The sequence below is a fragment of the Xenorhabdus sp. XBWT genome (assembly GCF_059072735.1).
The window spans coordinates 1,547,397-1,566,030 of record NZ_CM180990.1; the positions used below are offsets into that span (position 1 = coordinate 1,547,397).

Sequence of the window (18,634 nt, forward strand, 5' to 3'; positions counted from 1 at the left end):
TGAGGTAACACAGCTCTGTTTAACGCTACTCTCACATGCTTAGCCATTACATTGTTTGGGTGAAGGTGCGGGTGATAACGTCTCTTTGTTGCTCTTTAGTCAAAGAGTTAAACCGTACCGCGTAGCCTGATACACGGATAGTCAACTGAGGATATTTCTCAGGATTTTCCATTGCATCCAGTAACATTTCCCGATTCATGACGTTAATGTTCAGATGCTGACCGCCTTCAATATCTGCTTCATGATGGAAATAACCATCCATCAGACCTGCCAGATTGGCTTTACGGACATCATCATCTTTACCCAGTGCATTAGGTACAATGGAGAAAGTGTATGAGATACCATCTTTAGCATACGCAAATGGCAACTTAGCCACTGAAGTCAGTGAAGCTACAGCGCCTTTCTGGTCACGCCCATGCATCGGGTTAGCACCTGGTCCGAATGGTGCGCCAGCACGACGTCCATCAGGAGTGTTACCTGTTTTCTTACCATAAACCACATTAGAGGTAATGGTGAGTACAGACTGAGTTGGAGAGGCATTGCGATATGTTTGCAGTTTCTGGATTTTTTTCATGAAGCGTTCAACCAGATCACAAGCGATATCATCGACACGTGAATCGTTGTTACCAAATTGTGGGTATTCTCCTTCAATATTGAAATCAACGGCCAAGCCATCTTCATCACGGATTGGGGAAACTGTTGCATATTTAATCGCAGACAGTGAGTCAGCAGCAACGGATAACCCTGCGATACCACATGCCATGGTACGGAATACGTCACGATCATGCAGTGCCATCAACGAAGCTTCATAACTGTATTTGTCATGCATATAGTGAATGATGTTCAGGGCGGTGACATATTGTTTTGCCAGCCAATCCATGAAGTGATCCATGCGATCCATAACTTTGTCGTAATTCAGCACGGCATCTCTCATTGGCTCTTCTTTCGGGCCAACCTGCATTTTCATTTTTTCATCCATACCGCCGTTGATGGCATACAGCATGGTTTTTGCAAGGTTCGCTCGGGCACCGAAGAACTGCATTTGTTTACCGACAATCATTGGGCTGACACAACATGCGATAGCATAATCATCGCTGTTGAAATCAGGCCGCATTAAGTCATCGTTTTCATACTGCAGAGAAGAAGTATCGATAGAGACTTTTGCCGCAAATTTTTTGAAGCTAATTGGCAGCTTTTCAGACCACAGAATAGTCATGTTCGGTTCTGGTGATGGTCCCATGGTGTACAGCGTGTTCAGGAAACGGAAGCTGTTTTTGGTCACCAGAGTACGACCGTCCAAGCCCATACCTGCCAATGATTCGGTTGCCCAGATTGGGTCACCAGAGAACAGTTCATCGTATTCAGGAGTGCGCAGGAAACGTACCATACGCAGTTTCATTACCAAATGGTCGATCAGCTCTTGAGCTTGTTGTTCAGTCAGTTTACCTGCTTGAATATCACGTTCAATATAGACATCCAGGAAGCTGGAAACACGGCCGAAAGACATTGCTGCACCATTTTGAGATTTAACAGCTGCCAGATAAGCGAAGTAAGTCCATTGTACCGCTTCTTTGGCATCAGTCGCCGGATTGGAAATATCATAGCCATATTTAGCGGCCATCTCTTTGATTTGGCCGAGAGCACGGTGCTGTTCAACAAGCTCTTCACGCAAGCGGATAGTGGATTCCAGATCCTCTCCGTTTTCCAATTTTTCTTGCAGGGAAGTGAACTGGGCAAATTTATCATCACGCAGGAAGTCAATACCGTACAATGCGACACGACGATAATCACCGATGATGCGGCCACGGCCATAGGCATCTGGCAGACCAGTCAAAACACCCGATTTACGGCATTTCAGGATATCAGGAGTATAAACATCAAACACACCCTGATTATGGGTTTTGCGATATTCAGTAAAAATTTGTTTCAGTTTTGGATCGAGATTGCGATTGTAGGCTTTGCAAGAACCTTCAACCATTTTAATGCCACCAAATGGAATAATGGCACGTTTCAGAGGAGCTTCGGTTTGCAGTCCAACGATTTGTTCCAGATCTTTTTCAATATAACCAGCATCATGAGAGGTAATTGTAGACGCAACATCAGTATCAAAATCTACCGGTGCATGAGTGCGGTTTTCGATTTTGATACCTTCCATGACTTTTTCCCACAAAACATCTGTCGATTTTGTGGCGCCTGCAAGGAACGATTCGTCACCTTCATACGGGATATAATTTTTCTGGATGAAGTCACGAACGTCGACTTTATTCTGCCAGCTACCTTCGTTAAATCCTTGCCATGCAACAGAAAATTTTTCATTTAACTCGGACATGATACTTCTACCTTTTAACAGTGGAACTTTTAAGAAATCTGGCGTGGAGGCGAATTAATTCTTTTTGCCACCGCGTAAATAGATGATCCAATAAGCCAACCCAACCAATACAGCACCACCGATAATGTTACCTATCGTTACAGGGATCAGATTATCGGTAATAAAATTCGAAACGGTGAGTTGCGGAAACTGCTCGGGAGTAACTCCTACTTTCAGCCAGAATTCTTCAGGCGCGAAATTTTTGATGGTGATCCCGAACGGAATTAAAAACATGTTAGCGATACTGTGTTCAAAGCCACTGGCGACAAACATGCCAATTGGCAGTATCAGCGCGAATAGTTTATCGATTAGGCTGCGTCCGGCATAGCTCATCCAGACCGCAAGGCATACCATCAGATTAGCTAAAATGCCTAAACAAATCGCTTCAATAAAGGAATGGTGCATTTTATGATCAGCTGTTTGTAATACATTCAGCCCCCAGATACCATTGGCAACGGTATATTGTCCTGAGTACCAGATTAAGGCCACGAAAAACAGTGCGCCAATCAGATTACCAATATAAACGTTAATCCAGTTTTTTAGCATCTGTGACCAAGTAATACGCCCTGTCGCTTTTGAAATGATTGTCAGTACGGTAGAAGTGAAGAGATCGACACCACATACAACCACCAGCATTAGGCCAAGAGAAAAGCAGAGTCCACCCGTTAATTTTGCCAATCCATAAGGAATGGAAGAGGTTCCTGTTGTTGCCGTAATATAAAAAACAAAAGCAATGGAGATAAACACACCCGCCATGATTGCCGATAAGTAAGTCACTGCGGGGTGTTTATTGACTTTATATACACCACTATCATCAGCGATTTGTGCCATTACAGCAGGTGGAAATAAATTAAAAGGGTTGTCAGTTTTCATCCTAACACTCTCTTTATCCTTAATTAATATAGCACGCAATGATAGTAACAAACCGATACTGCTCTGAATTTGATATGGATCATATTAGTCTTAAAGTCTGGTGAAATATGATGACCCGAATATGGCTTTTTGACTTTAATATATTGATTTATATGTATAAAATATTTTTTAAAATTTATAAAAATATTTTATAGGGACAGATAGAGGGATTTCAGACATAAAAAGTAAAATAACAGGTTAAATTGTCATTTATTTGTTGTTTTAATATAAACTATATTTAACCTGAATTTTACTTTTAATAAACTTTAATCTAATCGTTTATTTATTTGCCCAAAATTTACGTTTGGCTTTTTGCAATTTTTCATAGGCATTCAATAATGCCTGATGTGCTGGTAATGATTTCAACTCTGAATCGATAGACCATAAACCGTAGAAACAGTTCTCTCCGGCAATAGCAGCGGAAGCTGCATCAACAGTATCCTGACCATACATTTTCACAAACGCCTGATAATATTGTTCTGGTTTGCGATCCTCTTCTTGGGTCAATAACAATAAAGTTTGCAGGCAGCGATAATAATTCGCTCGCTCAGCGGTGAAAATAGAAGCATTGAAATCTTGTGTCCATTCAACCCAAATCAGCGCTTGTTCCAGATCGTTACCAGCCAATGCCAGCATGGATTTCAATTCACCGATACGCAGGTTGCTCCAACCGTTATCTTTGCCCGCAGCAATTCCCAGCAATTCACGAACACGGGTGAAATCATCTAACCCCTCATCATCCAATTGTTCAAGGAAAGCGAGATATTCTTCTGGTTGCCATTGGCTTACCGGTAAGGCCAGAATGGTATCACGAAGATGAGTCCCCATGGTGTTATTGGCAATATGCAGATCTTCAACTGGATAAATATCTGACATACCCGGGACCAGAATACGGCAGGCATAAACGCCAAGATGCTCATAATCAGCAATGTAGACGTCAGCATCCAGTGTATTGAAGATCCCCATCAAAGTGTCAAATTCTTCTTCTGTTGTTCCGTTGAAATTCCAGTCAGCAAACTCATAATCAGCATCTTGTTTAAATAGATCCCAACTGATCGCGCCGCTTGAATCAATAAAGTGAGTTTCCAGATTAGTATGCTCAGAAACTTCTTCATCATCGAAACTGGGTGGAGTGAAGACATCCAGATCTTTCAGGCTGCGCCCTTGCAGCAACTCTGTGACAGTACGTTCCAGTGCAACGCCAAAATCAGGATGGGCACCAAAGGATGCAAAGCAAGTTCCATTATTCGGATTGAGTAATACAACGCAAATGACCGGGAATTGGCCGCCGAGTGAAGCATCGTAGCAATAAATCGGGAAGCCTTCTTCCTGCAATTTATCGACGGACTCAACTACGCCAGGGTAGCGGTTCATAACGTCTTGTGGAATTTCAGGCAAGCTGATGAGTTCTGCAATAATGCGGTTTTTCACATAGCGTTCGAACACTTCAGATAATCCCTGAACGCGCGCTTCGTTAATGGTATTACCGGCTGACATGCCATTTGAAACATACAAGTTTCCGATAATGTTCATCGGAATATAAATAGTTTGATTATCTGACTGACGAGAGAATGGCAGGGCACAGATCCCGCGATCTTCATTGCCTGATTGAAGATCAATCAATTGGCTGGCATTGAGGGCGTTGTCTGGGTTGTAAAAATGATGGAGACGTTCGTCTAAAATGCCTTCTGGCAGGGAATCATCTTCTGGTAATGGAAACCATTTTTCATTTGGATAATGAATAAATTCACCATTGGCTACCGCATCGCCAAGATAAAAATCAGCAAAGAAATAATTTGTCGATAAGCGCTCAAAATATTCTCCCAGTGCAGAAGCCAAAGCGGCTTTCTTGCTGGCACCTTTGCCATTAGTAAAGCACAGTGGGCAATCGCGATCACGGATATGTACTGACCAAACATTAGGGACAGGATTCAGCCAAGAGGCTTCTTCGATATTAAAACCAAGGGATACCAGCTTGTCTTGGAAACGGTTAATGGAGTCTTCTAATGCGGCATCTTTGCCCGAGATATAGGTTTGCGTCATCGTAATTCACTTCAATTCATGTTAGAAGCCATATATCATACGGCGTTTTTTTTGTCCGCTCTATCAATTCCCAAAAATTATTGTTAATTAGAGTTTATTTATTCTTGCTTTACATAATAAAATAGTTTTTTTACAAGAGGTTAAATAATGAAAAAGACTAAAAAAACAGCAATAGCCGGTTTTCTGGCTTTAGTTAGTGGTTCTGCTTTCGCTTTGCCAAGCATTACCGTTTTAGCAACAGGGGGGACAATTGCCGGAGGCGGTGAATCCGCAACTCAATCTAGTTATACGGCGGGTAAAGTGGGAGTTGATTCTCTGTTAAACGCTGTGCCAGCTATCAAGAATATTGCTGATCTGAAAGGTGAACAGGTTGTCAGCATCGGTTCTCAGGACATGAACGATCAAGTTTGGCTGACTTTGGCGAAAAAAATCAATTCAGACTGTGATAAAACTGATGGCTTTGTTATCACTCACGGCACTGACACTATGGAAGAAACTGCTTACTTCCTCGATTTGACGACTCAGTGTCAGAAACCTATCGTGATGGTTGGCGCAATGCGCCCATCGACTGCTCTGGGTGCTGATGGCCCATTGAACCTGTACAATGCAGTTGTTGTTGCATCTGACAAAAACTCTGCAAACCGTGGTGTTCTGCTTGCGATGAATGATTCCGTTATTCATGGCCGTGATATCGCTAAATTGAGCACAACTGCAGTGCAGGCGTTCCAAGCTGTCAATTCAGGTGATCAGGGCTTTGTTCACAACGGTAAAGTCAACTTTTACTCTGCGGCTCCTGTAAAAGCAAATAAAGCCGTGTTTGACGTTAGTCAACTGGATAAACTGCCAAAAGTTGGCATCGTTTATAACTACTCCAACGCGTCTGATCTGCCAGCAAAAGCGTTTATTGAAAACGGCTACCAAGGCGTGATCAGTGCAGGTGTAGGTAATGGCAACATCTATAAATCTATTCTTGATACTCTGGCTAAGGCCGCTAAAGATGGTGTGGTTGTAGTTCGTTCCAGCCGTATTCCTTTCGGTTATACTACTCAGAATGCGGAAGTTAACGACAGCAAATACGGTTTTGTGGCTTCAGAGCGTTTGAATCCACAGAAAGCGCGTGTTCTTCTGCAATTGGCTCTGACCCAGACTAATGATGCAGAAAAAATTCAGGAAATGTTCAGTAAGTATTAATTGCTGATATTGAATACTTAATTTCCGATATTAAGTACTTATTCCTGATATAGAAAAACAGAAAGATGCGTTTAATGCGTCTTTCTGTTTTTTTTAGTTAAAAACTATACCTTATGACAGAGAATTGTTTTGTATCCAATAGGTGATATAGCGTTCCAGTAACTGATTATTCATAGGGGAATAGAATTGAGCTCTCCTTTTAATGCTGATTCTGTATTTTTAGTATCAAATACAGGTATATTTCATAGATTAAACAATTTAAAAAATGGAGTTATATCGATGGATTTTTGATTGGCAGGAGTTAACAGATAATATGCTTTTCCTAATCTATTATTCTAATTTTTGGTAATTCACAGTACGTTGTTGCGATAATTGTTGTGAGATTCTCAGAATATTCCGTGGATTTCTGTATAACAATATCAATTAAACCAGAGTGAGTGGATCTTTTTGATTTTTTTCATACATTGAATGTCATAAATAACCTCTGTATGTTTTTAATCATGATAAATTAATTAACACGTCATTGTTGATGAGGCATTATACAATTTGGTTCGTTATTTATAGATATCTTTAATATTTTCTATAAGTCGAAAATAATATCACCCTGACTTTTTTATTGATTTTTTTAATATACAGAGTATTGATGAGACTCTCTATCAGTAAGTTATACATCAGATAGCAATAATCTTTTAATAACCATTGCAGCGGCAGGGCGGGAGTGATAAAACCAATGTATCCGGTTTTATTGTATCCATTGATAGGGTGAAATTAATGAATCAGGTATATAATTTCAGCGCTGGTCCAGCAATGTTGCCAGCAGAGGTATTACGTCGCGCAGAACAGGAGCTTTGCAATTGGCATAGTCTGGGAACATCGGTGATGGAAATCAGCCACCGCAGCAAAGAGTTTATTGCAGTGGCATCTGAAGCAGAAAAAGATCTACGCGATTTGTTAGCGATACCTGGGAATTACAAGGTGCTGTTTTGTCACGGTGGAGCTCGTGGGCAATTCTCGGCATTACCTCTGAATTTACTTGGTAACAAATCGACAGCAGATTATATCGTTAGTGGTTATTGGTCTGAATGTGCTGCGAAAGAAGCAGAAAAATATTGCACACCAAACGTTATAGATATCAGGACTGAATCGGATGGCATTAACAGTGTAAAACCGATGAGTGAATGGGTCTTGAGCAGTGATGCTGCTTATGTCCATTATTGTCCTAATGAAACCATTGAAGGTACAGCTATTTTTGAAGAACCTAATTTTGGCGATGATAAAATTGTGATTGCCGATTACTCTTCAACGATTCTTTCCTCGCCAATTGATGTGAGCCGTTACGATGTTATTTATGCTGGAGCACAAAAAAATATTGGGCCTGCGGGAATTACAGTTGTTATTATTCGCGAAGATCTGCTGGGCCAGGCTCACAAACATACTCCATCTATTCTGGATTACACTGTGCAGGCTAAAGCGGATTCTATGTATAACACGCCACCGACATTTGCATGGTATCTCTCTGGTATGGTATTTAAATGGCTGAAAGAGCAAGGCGGATTACAAGAAATCAGCAAACGTAATCTTGCGAAAGCAGAATTTCTCTACCGTGCCATTGATAGCAGTCATTTGTATATCAACTACGTTGCTCCTCAAAATCGCTCTATCATGAATATCCCATTCCAATTATCCAACCCTGAGCTGGATAGCAAGTTTTTGGAGGAGGCCTATTCCAATGGGCTGCATGCTTTGAAAGGGCATAAAGTTGCTGGTGGTGCCCGGGCTTCCATTTATAATGCTATGCCATATGAAGGTGTAAAAGCATTGGTTGAATTTATGGCTGATTTTGAACGTCGCAACGGATAATAATGTTTTTATCATCGGGAGGATAAAACCTCCCGATATTAAAATTTTTGATTTAATCTAAAAATTCAAATTAAAGATAATATTACCCGGTAAATTTCTGAGCCATGGCCGGAAAGATGAAGGGTAGAACGTATTAAAAACCGGAGACTCATCTCTATTATGCAATTCCTGACGTTACAACCTATTTCTCGTATTAATGGAACAATTAATTTACCCGGCTCTAAAAGTGTTTCCAATCGTGCCTTATTACTCGCTGCTTTTGCCAAAGGAACAACTCGGCTGACCAATTTATTGGACAGTGATGATATTCGTTACATGCTCAATGCCTTGACTGCATTGGATATTTCTTATCGTCTCTCTGCCGATCGTACTGTTTGTGAAGTAGATGGTATGGGCGGGCATATCACAGGGAAAAGGGGTCTGGAATTATTTCTGGGTAATGCAGGTACGGCAATGCGACCATTGGCGGCAGCGTTGTGTTTGGGAGATAACAACGTGGTGTTGACAGGGGAGCCACGGATGAAAGAGCGCCCAATTGGTCACTTAGTGGATGCATTACGCCAAGGTGGCGCGAAAATTGACTATCTTGAGCAGGAAAATTATCCGCCATTGCATATTCAGGGCGGTTTTTCTGGAGGAAGAGTTACTGTTGATGGCAGTGTTTCCAGCCAATTTTTGACAGCTTTGCTGATGATGGCACCACTGGCAGTGAACAAAACGGAAATTCATATCCAAGGTGATCTGGTTTCTAAACCATATATTGATATTACGCTGGCACTGATGAAAAGTTTTGGCGTAACGGTAGAAAATCACCAATATCAGATTTTTTACATTAAAGGACAGCAGCAATACTTATCGCCTGGGCAGTATTTGGTAGAAGGCGACGCTTCATCGGCATCTTATTTTCTGGCAGCGGCAGCGATTAAAGGTGGAACAGTCCGTGTCACAGGCATTGGCAAGAATAGTCTGCAAGGGGATACTAAGTTTGCCAATGTATTGGAACAGATGGGAGCAACGATCCGCTGGGGTGACGATTTCGTCGAATGTGAACGCGGTACATTGACAGGTATAGATATGGATATGAATGCTATTCCTGATGCGGCAATGACCATTGCAACAACTGCGCTGTTTGCACAAGGTGAAACTGTTATCCGCAATATTTATAACTGGCGGGTGAAGGAAACGGATCGGCTCAATGCAATGGCAACTGAATTACGTAAAGTAGGGGCCGAAGTGGAAGAAGGCCACGATTATATTCGTGTCATACCGCCAAAAAAGCTCAACCATGCTGAAATTGAGACTTATAACGACCATCGAGTAGCGATGTGTTTCTCGTTGGTGGCGCTGTCAAATACGCCTGTCACAATTCTTGACCCGGGCTGTACAGCAAAAACATTTCCAGATTATTTCAATCAGCTTGAAAAACTCAGCCAATATACACAATAGCCAGAAATAAATAGGTTTTTATAGGGTTATTCATGGTGAAAAAATATCCCATCATGAAAATTTGGGATAATTATGTCGCGCCTGTTTCGCTCATTTGCTGAGTGCGTATAATAAGACAGATTTTCATTGCTTATTAATTAAGCAGCTACCTGCATTCGGTAGATGACCTGTTGGTTATGCGAATGTTATGCGAAAAGGAGGATAATGATGGCGGCAATAGCCCCAGTAATAACCGTTGATGGGCCAAGTGGTGCTGGCAAGGGAACACTATGTCAGGCATTGGCTGAAGCGTTAAATTGGCAATTACTTGATTCAGGTGCCATTTATCGTGTGTTGGCACTGGCTGCCATCCACCATCAGGTGGATATCCAGTCTGAAGACGCTTTGGTTCCTCTGGCTGCAAATCTGGATGTTCGTTTTGTGCCTGCAAATGGTGAACTCCGGGTGATTTTGGAAGGTGAAGACGTCAGTAATGAAATACGGACTGAAACTGTCGGAAATACGGCTTCACAGGCAGCAACATTTCCACGTGTTCGTGAAGCGCTCCTGCGCCGGCAGCGGGCTTTCCGCATTACACCAGGTCTGATTGCGGATGGCCGTGACATGGGAACCGTCGTGTTTCCTGATGCCCCAGTAAAAATTTTTCTTGATGCGAGCGCGGAAGAACGTGCCCGTAGACGCATGTTACAGTTGCAGGAGAAAGGTTTTAGTGTTAACTTTGAACGCCTTTTGTCCGAAATACAAGAACGTGACTTCCGTGACCGAAATCGGGCATCTGCGCCATTAGTGCCTGCACAAGATGCATTAATCTTAGATTCGACTAGCATGTCTATCGAAGACGTGATTGATAAAGCACTGAATCATGCGAAAAACGCGCTGGAAATACCAGCATAATTGTTAATTTTCGCAAATGCGCTATTGCAGTAGCATATCAAGAAGATGTATATAGAATTCTGGTGTGTGGGTAGTGAAATATGCTGGCACACCAAAACACCTTGTAACAGGGATAAAGTTGCGGGGTATGTAAAACAACCCCATTTGGCTGGATGCTCAATGGACGTTAATTAAAAACCTTGAAGATCATTAACATGACAGAATCTTTTGCTCAACTCTTTGAAGAATCCCTACAGGTTATCGAAACTCGTCCAGGTGCAATCGTACGTGGTGTTGTAGTTGCTATCGATAAAGACGTTGTACTGGTTGACGCAGGTCTGAAATCAGAATCTGCAATTCCTGTAGAACAATTCAAAAATGCTCAAGGCGAGCTGGAAATCCAGGTCGGTGATGAAGTTGACGTAGCCCTGGATGCGGTAGAAGATGGTTTCGGTGAAACTATCCTGTCCCGTGAGAAAGCAAAACGTCACGAAGCATGGCTGATGCTGGAAAAAGCATACGAAGAAGCTGAAACTGTCACTGGTGTTATCAATGGCAAAGTAAAAGGCGGCTTTACTGTAGAATTGAACGGTATCCGTGCGTTCCTGCCAGGTTCACTGGTTGACGTTCGTCCTGTTCGTGACACTACTCACCTTGAAGGCAAAGAGCTTGAGTTCAAAGTCATCAAGCTGGATCAGAAACGCAACAACGTAGTTGTTTCTCGTCGCGCTGTTATCGAATCTGAAAACAGTGCTGAGCGTGATCAGCTGCTGGAAAACCTGCAAGAAGGCATGGAAGTTAAAGGTATCGTTAAGAACCTGACTGACTACGGTGCATTTGTTGATCTGGGCGGCGTTGATGGCCTGCTGCACATTACTGATATGGCTTGGAAACGTGTTAAACACCCAAGCGAAATCGTCAATGTGGGCGATGAAATCACAGTTAAAGTACTGAAATTCGATCGTGAGCGTACCCGTGTATCTCTGGGTCTGAAACAACTGGGCGAAGATCCATGGGTAGCTATCGCTAAGCGTTATCCAGAAAGTACTAAACTGACTGGTCGCGTAACTAACCTGACTGACTACGGCTGCTTCGTTGAAATCGAAGAAGGCGTTGAAGGTCTGGTACACGTTTCAGAAATGGACTGGACCAACAAAAACATCCACCCATCCAAAGTTGTTAACGTTGGTGACGTTGTGGAAGTTATGGTTCTGGATATCGACGAAGAACGTCGTCGTATCTCCTTGGGTCTGAAGCAGTGTAAATCCAACCCTTGGCAGCAATTTGCTGAGACTCACAACAAAAACGACCGTGTTGAAGGTAAAATCAAGTCTATCACTGACTTCGGTATCTTCATTGGTCTGGACGGCGGCATCGATGGTCTGGTTCACCTGTCTGACATCTCCTGGAACGTTGCAGGCGAAGAAGCAGTTCGTGAATATAAGAAAGGCGACGAAATCGCTGCTGTAGTTCTGCAAGTAGATGCAGAACGTGAGCGTATCTCTCTGGGCATCAAGCAACTGGCAGAAGATCCATTCAACAATTACCTGTCTGTAAACAAAAAAGGTGCAATTGTTAATGGTAAAGTGACTGCTGTTGACGCAAAAGGTGCTACAGTTGAATTAGCTGACGGCGTTGAAGGTTACCTGCGTGCATCAGAAGCTTCTCGTGACCGCATTGAAGATGCAACTCAAGTTCTGAACGTTGGCGATGAAGTTGAAGCTAAATATGTTGGCGTTGATCGCAAAAACCGCGTAATCAACCTGTCTGTTCGTGCGAAAGACGAAGCTGATGAAAAAGACGCTATCGCTTCTGTGAACAAGCAAGAAGATTCAAACTTCGCTAACAACGCAATGGCTGAAGCTTTCAAAGCAGCTAAAGGCGAATAATCTAAGTCAATAACGGCGGGTAATATTATCTGAAATGGCAATATTACCCGAATACGGTAGTTTAGGGAGGTACTATGACCAAGTCTGAATTAATTGAAAGACTTGCAGAGCAACAATCTCACATGCCGGCTAAAGCCGTTGAAGATTCAGTGAAAGAAATGCTTGATCATATGGCAGAAACATTAGCCGCAGGTGAACGTATTGAAGTTCGCGGATTCGGCAGTTTTTCTCTTCACTACCGCGCTCCGCGTGTGGGTCGTAACCCAAAAACGGGTGATAAAGTGGAATTGGACGGTAAATACGTTCCTCATTTTAAACCTGGTAAAGAGTTGCGTGACCGCGTGAATATCTATAGCGATAGCTAAGATAAGTTATTACTTAATTAAACTAACGGCACCTTAGGGTGCCGTTTTTTGTGATGATAACTGTAATTCTATGAATCGTTTCTTTTTCGTTATAGTTGATTTGCGAAGCGATTCCATAATAGCATTTATCTGACTGGCAGCTGTTCCTATTATCAAATAATCTCCTCTGCGTGAATGGGATATCAGCACAGAGGTGTGAATGGATGCAGTCTATAATCTCTTACTATTTTATTTATTTCTTCTCTATCTGGCGAAAATCACCACCTGTTATCAGTTTAAATTTGGTGGCGTTAGCCGTTGTGTCGGGAATCTTTCCTTTATTATTCCTTGTAGAGCTTCCTCAACAAAACGTTATTCAATATCTGATTTTTCTTGCATTTTTCTTATTATTTTTTCCTTATAAATTTGTCCGAATAATATCAATAGGATTATGGGCATTTATTTTCGGAAGCTGGAATGGTAACCAGATATTGGAGCAAATAACGTATTTCAGTGAAACTTCCCGTACAGCGACCGTCATGGTTGATAATGTATCGTTAGGCACTAAAACAGAGGAGAATAGACAGAAGATATATTACCGTATTCGATTAATTGAAAGTAATGGTAGATATATTTTCCCCGCTTTATATGCGTCGGTGTCATGGAATTCCCAAAAAGAACTGTGTGCAGGTCAGAAATGGCAAGTGACAATGAAACTGAGGTCTGTGCATGCTCAATTAAATCATGGTAGCTATGATAGCCAGCGATATGCGTTATCCATACGTCAGCCGTTGAATGGCAAAATTATTAAGGCAAAATTACTCGATGGGAGTTGTAGTCTCCGGCAAGATTTCATTGATAAATTGGCTCCTGAGATTCAGTTGATAAAACATGCGGGCATTGCATTAGCACTCTCTTTCGGTGAAAGAGCGTGGTTGGATAAATCAACTCGCTTACTGTTACAGCAGACTGGTATCGCACATTTGATGGCGATTTCAGGGCTGCATATTACAATGGCGAGCTTATTTGGCTGGATTCTTGCGAGAGCGGCACAATTTTTCTTTCCAGCAAGATGGGTTGGGTTTCGTTTTCCAATAATAACGGGATGGTTGACTGCAATATTATATGGATGGTTATCTGGTTGGGGGATTCCCTCGGTTCGGGCAATATTGGGTTTAACATTATGGATTTATCTGCGGTGTAAAAGTAGGTTTTGTTTTTCATGGCAATGGGCTTTATGGAGTGCTGCCCTCATTTTACTTTTCGACCCCTTGGCAATACTTTCTGACAGTTTTTGGCTTTCATTTACTGCGGTTATGGCGTTGTTATTTTGGTTTCACTGGATGCCCTTGCCAGAGAAAATCCGTCATGGATGGAAATGGGTCTTATTGCGTGGATTGCACATGCAACTAGGAATGATGTTAATGTTGTTGCCGTTGCAGCTTTTGTTATTTCAGGGAATTAATATTGCATCATTAGTCGCGAATCTATGGGCTGTTCCGATAATTTCTTTTTTATCGGTACCATTAGTTATGTTAGGTTTGTCTTGTATTTTAATTCCGATTATCCAGCCAGTTTTATGGCTACTTGTTGATTACAGTATTTCGCTTGCTTTGGTTCCTTTACCTATTTTAGCGCGCCCATGGTTTGAAACTGGTCATTTTCCTGTGGTTATGACGCTTGCAGGGTGGAGTTTTGTCGTGATTTGGCGTTTGGGTTGGTGGAAGTCTTATAGGTGGCTACTGGGTGCCTCAATCGGCATTATTGCCTGTTACTCGAAACCTACCCATGAATATCAATGGCGTTTTTCAATGCTGGATGTTGGACATGGGTTGGCTATAGTGATTGACAAAGGAGGAAAAGCGATCATTTTCGATACAGGAAATCGTTGGGAAACGGGTAGTATGGCTGAAAAAGTCATTGTACCTTATTTACAATGGCATAGGTTAATACCAGAACAGATAATTCTGAGTCATGATCATTTGGATCATACGGGAGGTCTGGAGTATCTGAATGGAAGATATGCTGATATCCAAATTCGAAGCCCTTTTATGAATAAAAACCATTTACCTTGTGTTCGTGGTGAACAATGGACATGGCAGGGATTAAATTTTAAAGTCCTCTGGCCGCCACAAAAAGCAGCCACTGTCGGTAATAACCAATCTTGCGTGCTTCGCATTGATGATGGTAAACAGAGTCTATTACTGACGGGAGATTTGGAGAGACAGGGGGAATATCGCTTGTTGGAACTTGAAAATGACTCACTGAGGACAACTGTATTACAAGTTCCTCACCATGGGAGTAATACCTCTTCTACAGCCGTGTTTATACGTAATGCTATGCCTCAATATGCTTTGACTTCTGTTGCTCGCTATAGCCCATGGAAATTACCTTCAATAAAAGTGAAACAACGTTATAAAAATTCCGGAGTTCAATGGAGTAGCACCGCAGTTTCCGGTCAGATAACGGGATATTTTTATCGAGATCAGATTAAATTGGAAGGTTATCGACAACAAATAGTGTCACGGTGGTATCATCAGTGGTTTGGTATTCGCGGTGATCATGAGTAAAATGAGCCGCTATTTCTTTTGGTTTGGTAATTCAATAATGAATGATAAAGATCTTTCTACCTGGCAGACTTTTCGCCGATTGTGGCCGAACATCAAACCCTTTAAGGTCGGTCTGTTAGTCGCGGCGGTTGCGTTAATTATCAATGCTGCCGGTGATACATTAATGCTTTCCTTGTTGAAACCTTTGCTGGATGAGGGTTTTGGCAAGGCAGACATTAGTGTATTAAAGTGGATGCCACTGGTTGTGATCGGATTGATGTTGTTACGTGGCATATCTGGTTTTGTATCAAGTTATTGTATCTCTTGGGTATCAGGCAAAGTAGTCATGCAGATGCGCCGTCGTCTGTTCAACCATATGATGGGGATGCCAGTATCCTTTTTTGACCAGCAATCCACCGGAACTTTACTTTCTCGCATTACATATGATTCTGAACAGGTTGCTTCTTCTTCTTCTGGCGCATTAGTGACAGTTGTTAGGGAAGGGGCATCAATTATTGGCCTGTTTATACTGATGTTTTATTACAGCTGGGAGCTTTCCCTTATTTTGATTGTCATTGCGCCGCTCGTTGCAGGGGTTATTCGCCTTGTTTCCGTGCGCTTTCGCAACATCAGTAAAAATATGCAAAACAGCATGGGACTAGTGACTACCAGTGCAGAACAGATGCTGAAAGGGCATAAAGAAGTTTTAATTTTTGGTGGTCAGAAAGTTGAAACTGAACGCTTTAATAAAGTCAGTAACCACATGCGTCAACAAGGCATGAAAATGGTTTCTGCTGATTCTATTTCAGATCCGATTATTCAGATTATTGCCTCCTTTGCTCTGGCATTTATTCTATATGCAGCCAGTTTCCCTGAAATTATGGGCGCTTTGACCGCAGGGAAAATCACCGTTGTATTTTCATCCATGATTGCTCTGATGCGTCCATTGAAATCATTGACTAACGTTAATGCACAATTCCAGCGTGGTATGGCTGCTTGTCAGACTTTGTTTGCCATTTTGGATATGGAACAAGAGAAAGATGACGGGAAATTGGAAATCAAAAAGGCAAAAGGCAATATTGAATTCCGTGACACCACTTTCAGCTATCCGACTAAAGACCATCCTGCATTGAAAAAGGTTTCGATGACAATTTCGGCAGGAAAAACTGTTGCCTTGGTTGGGCGCTCTGGTTCAGGCAAATCGACTATTGCAAACCTTCTTACCCGTTTTTATGACGTGAATGAAGGCGGAATTATACTGGATGGCCATGATTTACGAGAATATACGTTGGCTTCACTACGTAATCAAATAGCCTTGGTATCGCAGAATGTGCATTTGTTCAATGATACGGTTGCCAACAATATTGCCTATGCCAGCGAAGGGCAGTTCAGTCGTGAAGAAATTGAACGCGCAGCGGAGATGGCTTATGCAATGGACTTTATCAAAAAACTTGATAACGGTCTTGATACGATGATTGGTGAAAATGGCGTCTTGCTTTCCGGCGGACAACGTCAGCGTATCGCCATTGCCCGTGCTTTATTACGTGATTCGCCAATTTTGATCTTGGATGAAGCAACTTCGGCACTGGATACAGAATCTGAGCGTGCTATCCAAGCAGCATTGGATGAATTGCAGAAAAACAGAACATCATTGGTTATTGCTCATCGCCTTTCTACCATCGAAAATGCTGATGAAATTATTGTCATTGAAGATGGCAATATTATCGAAAGAGGTAACCATGCTGTTTTGTTGGAAAATGAAGGTGCATATGCACAATTATATCGGATGCAGTTTGGCCAATGATTGAACGAATATGGTCAGGCCGCTCATGGCTTTACATTTCACTCTTGCCATTATCAGCCTTTTATGGGCTGATAAGCGGTTTGCTTCGTTTAAGTTATAAATTGGGGTTGAGCCGCTCTTGGAAAGCCTCAGTACCGGTTGTTGTGGTCGGTAATTTGACGGCAGGGGGAAATGGCAAAACACCTGTTGTTATCTGGTTGGTTGAGCAATTGCAGATTAAAGGTTATCGAGTAGGCGTTGTTTCGCGTGGTTATGGCGGGAAATCCGAACACTACCCGTTATTAGTTACAGACGAAGTAACAACAATACAAGCGGGAGATGAGCCGGTCTTAATTCACCGGCGCACCGGGGTTCCTGTTGCAGTTGCACCGAAACGAACGGATGCGGTTAAAGCATTGCTGGCACATGCCCCGGTTGATATCGTGATTACGGATGATGGCCTTCAACATTATGCCTTACAGCGTGATTATGAAATTGTAGTGATTGATGGGATCCGTCGTTTTGGCAATGGTTGTTGGTTACCCGCAGGCCCAATGCGTGAACTGGCGGGGCGCTTAAATACAGTCAATGCCATTATTGTCAATGGCGGGATACCGCAAACAGGCGAATTACCCATGGCTCTGAAAGGAGAATTAGCGGTTAATTTACTGACAGGTGAAACGCGAAAAGTCAGCGATATTCCAAATGGTATTGCAATGGCGGGGATTGGTCATCCGCCGCGTTTTTTTGCGACATTACAGCAATTGGGAGCCGACTTACAGAAAACTCATGCTTTTGCTGATCACCAATCTTATGAAAAATCACAATTATTGGCTTTGGCAGGGAATAATCAGAACTTGTTGATGACAGAAAAAGATGCAGTTAAATGTTTCCAGTTTGCCCAGCCTAATTGGTGGTATTTACCTGTATATGCTCATTTGCCGGAGAAAGAAGGGCAAAAAATATTGAATGAAATTTGCTCTTTGCTTCCTTAGCTGAACATATGTACTTCCTATAGATTTCAAGTTGTGTCTTTATTGACTAAAAATCTGGAAGTTCAGGGATATAAATAATACTGAAATATTGTCGTAACACGGCAACCAGTATAAACAAAACAACAAGAGTTAACGGTGAGATATTGCTTGTGGTATTCTGAGTCGAATTGAATTTGAAGCCCGTCTCTTGGGGGAAATATGGATCACCGTTTACTCGAAATCATCGCTTGTCCGGTATGTCATGGCAAGCTTAGTTACGATAAAGAAAACTTTGAACTGATTTGCAAACTTGACCGTCTCGCTTTTCCTGTCCGCGATGGTATTCCTGTACTGCTGGAAAATGAAGCACGTACTTTGCCTACAGAGGAAAACCAATAATCT

The 18,634-nt window shown here is 42.2% G+C and carries 13 protein-coding genes; 10 read left to right on the plus strand and 3 right to left on the minus strand.

Features of this window, described 5'->3' with window-relative positions; genetic code table 11:
* Positions 1–46 precede the first annotated feature (46 nt).
* From pflB to ycaO, 3 genes are all read right to left on the minus strand, one after another.
* Positions 47–2,329: a formate C-acetyltransferase gene (gene pflB, locus AC5JQI_RS06955; RefSeq protein ID WP_493914176.1), complete on the minus strand. Its 2,283-nt coding sequence runs from the start codon at positions 2,327–2,329 to the stop codon at positions 47–49.
* Positions 2,330–2,383: 54 nt separating this feature from the next.
* The gene (gene focA / locus AC5JQI_RS06960; protein ID WP_493914177.1) at positions 2,384–3,241 is read right to left on the minus strand and encodes a formate transporter FocA; all 858 of its coding nucleotides are present in this window, start codon (positions 3,239–3,241) and stop codon (positions 2,384–2,386) included.
* A gap of 318 nt (positions 3,242–3,559) precedes the next feature.
* Positions 3,560–5,323, minus strand: coding sequence for a 30S ribosomal protein S12 methylthiotransferase accessory factor YcaO (gene ycaO / locus AC5JQI_RS06965; RefSeq protein ID WP_493914178.1), 1,764 nt, complete (start codon positions 5,321–5,323; stop codon positions 3,560–3,562).
* Positions 5,324–5,470: 147 nt separating this feature from the next.
* Between ycaO and ansB the strand changes: the two genes are divergently transcribed.
* The 10 genes from ansB to AC5JQI_RS07015 all read left to right on the plus strand — a co-directional run bounded on the left by ansB (position 5,471) and on the right by AC5JQI_RS07015 (position 18,631).
* On the plus strand, positions 5,471–6,514 hold the full coding sequence (gene ansB, locus AC5JQI_RS06970) for an L-asparaginase 2 (RefSeq protein ID WP_493914179.1): 1,044 nt from the start codon (positions 5,471–5,473) through the stop codon (positions 6,512–6,514).
* 771 nt (positions 6,515–7,285) lie between these two features.
* Positions 7,286–8,374: a 3-phosphoserine/phosphohydroxythreonine transaminase gene (gene serC, locus AC5JQI_RS06975; RefSeq protein ID WP_493914180.1), complete on the plus strand. Its 1,089-nt coding sequence runs from the start codon at positions 7,286–7,288 to the stop codon at positions 8,372–8,374.
* A gap of 159 nt (positions 8,375–8,533) precedes the next feature.
* Positions 8,534–9,820, plus strand: a complete 1,287-nt coding sequence (gene aroA / locus AC5JQI_RS06980) for a 3-phosphoshikimate 1-carboxyvinyltransferase (protein WP_493914181.1) — start codon at positions 8,534–8,536, stop codon at positions 9,818–9,820.
* A gap of 207 nt (positions 9,821–10,027) precedes the next feature.
* Entirely contained in the window at positions 10,028–10,714 is a 687-nt protein-coding gene (cmk, locus tag AC5JQI_RS06985; RefSeq protein WP_237385261.1) for a (d)CMP kinase, read from the plus strand.
* Positions 10,715–10,908: 194 nt separating this feature from the next.
* Positions 10,909–12,582, plus strand: a complete 1,674-nt coding sequence (gene rpsA / locus AC5JQI_RS06990) for a 30S ribosomal protein S1 (protein WP_493914182.1) — start codon at positions 10,909–10,911, stop codon at positions 12,580–12,582.
* 74 nt (positions 12,583–12,656) lie between these two features.
* Complete coding sequence (gene ihfB, locus AC5JQI_RS06995; protein ID WP_092552144.1) at positions 12,657–12,947, plus strand: integration host factor subunit beta; 291 nt, start codon at positions 12,657–12,659, stop codon at positions 12,945–12,947.
* A gap of 203 nt (positions 12,948–13,150) precedes the next feature.
* Complete coding sequence (locus tag AC5JQI_RS07000) at positions 13,151–15,496, plus strand: ComEC family protein (protein WP_493914183.1); 2,346 nt, start codon at positions 13,151–13,153, stop codon at positions 15,494–15,496.
* A gap of 34 nt (positions 15,497–15,530) precedes the next feature.
* Positions 15,531–17,279, plus strand: a complete 1,749-nt coding sequence (gene msbA, locus AC5JQI_RS07005; protein ID WP_493914634.1) for a lipid A ABC transporter ATP-binding protein/permease MsbA — start codon at positions 15,531–15,533, stop codon at positions 17,277–17,279.
* Positions 17,276–18,253 carry a tetraacyldisaccharide 4'-kinase gene (gene lpxK / locus AC5JQI_RS07010; RefSeq protein ID WP_493914184.1) on the plus strand — a complete coding sequence of 326 codons (978 nt, stop codon included), beginning with the start codon at positions 17,276–17,278 and terminating at the stop codon, positions 18,251–18,253. The genes msbA and lpxK overlap by 4 nt, the downstream gene beginning before the upstream one ends.
* A 198-nt stretch (positions 18,254–18,451) precedes the next feature.
* On the plus strand, positions 18,452–18,631 hold the full coding sequence (locus AC5JQI_RS07015; RefSeq protein WP_237385257.1) for a Trm112 family protein: 180 nt from the start codon (positions 18,452–18,454) through the stop codon (positions 18,629–18,631).
* Positions 18,632–18,634: the final 3 nt, after the last annotated feature.

Bases quoted from the DNA above. Each gene is read 5' to 3' on its own strand.
- pflB (WP_493914176.1), bottom strand. From the start codon at position 2,329: ATGTCCGAGTTAAATGAAAAATTTTCTGTTGCATGGCAAGGATTTAAC.
- AC5JQI_RS07015 (WP_237385257.1), top strand. From the start codon at position 18,452: ATGGATCACCGTTTACTCGAAATCATCGCTTGTCCGGTATGTCATGGC.
- serC (WP_493914180.1), top strand. From the start codon at position 7,286: ATGAATCAGGTATATAATTTCAGCGCTGGTCCAGCAATGTTGCCAGCA.
- AC5JQI_RS07000 (WP_493914183.1), top strand. From the start codon at position 13,151: ATGCAGTCTATAATCTCTTACTATTTTATTTATTTCTTCTCTATCTGG.
- ihfB (WP_092552144.1), top strand. From the start codon at position 12,657: ATGACCAAGTCTGAATTAATTGAAAGACTTGCAGAGCAACAATCTCAC.
- ycaO (WP_493914178.1), bottom strand. From the start codon at position 5,323: ATGACGCAAACCTATATCTCGGGCAAAGATGCCGCATTAGAAGACTCC.
- cmk (WP_237385261.1), top strand. From the start codon at position 10,028: ATGGCGGCAATAGCCCCAGTAATAACCGTTGATGGGCCAAGTGGTGCT.
- lpxK (WP_493914184.1), top strand. From the start codon at position 17,276: ATGATTGAACGAATATGGTCAGGCCGCTCATGGCTTTACATTTCACTC.
- ansB (WP_493914179.1), top strand. From the start codon at position 5,471: ATGAAAAAGACTAAAAAAACAGCAATAGCCGGTTTTCTGGCTTTAGTT.
- rpsA (WP_493914182.1), top strand. From the start codon at position 10,909: ATGACAGAATCTTTTGCTCAACTCTTTGAAGAATCCCTACAGGTTATC.
- focA (WP_493914177.1), bottom strand. From the start codon at position 3,241: ATGAAAACTGACAACCCTTTTAATTTATTTCCACCTGCTGTAATGGCA.
- aroA (WP_493914181.1), top strand. From the start codon at position 8,534: ATGCAATTCCTGACGTTACAACCTATTTCTCGTATTAATGGAACAATT.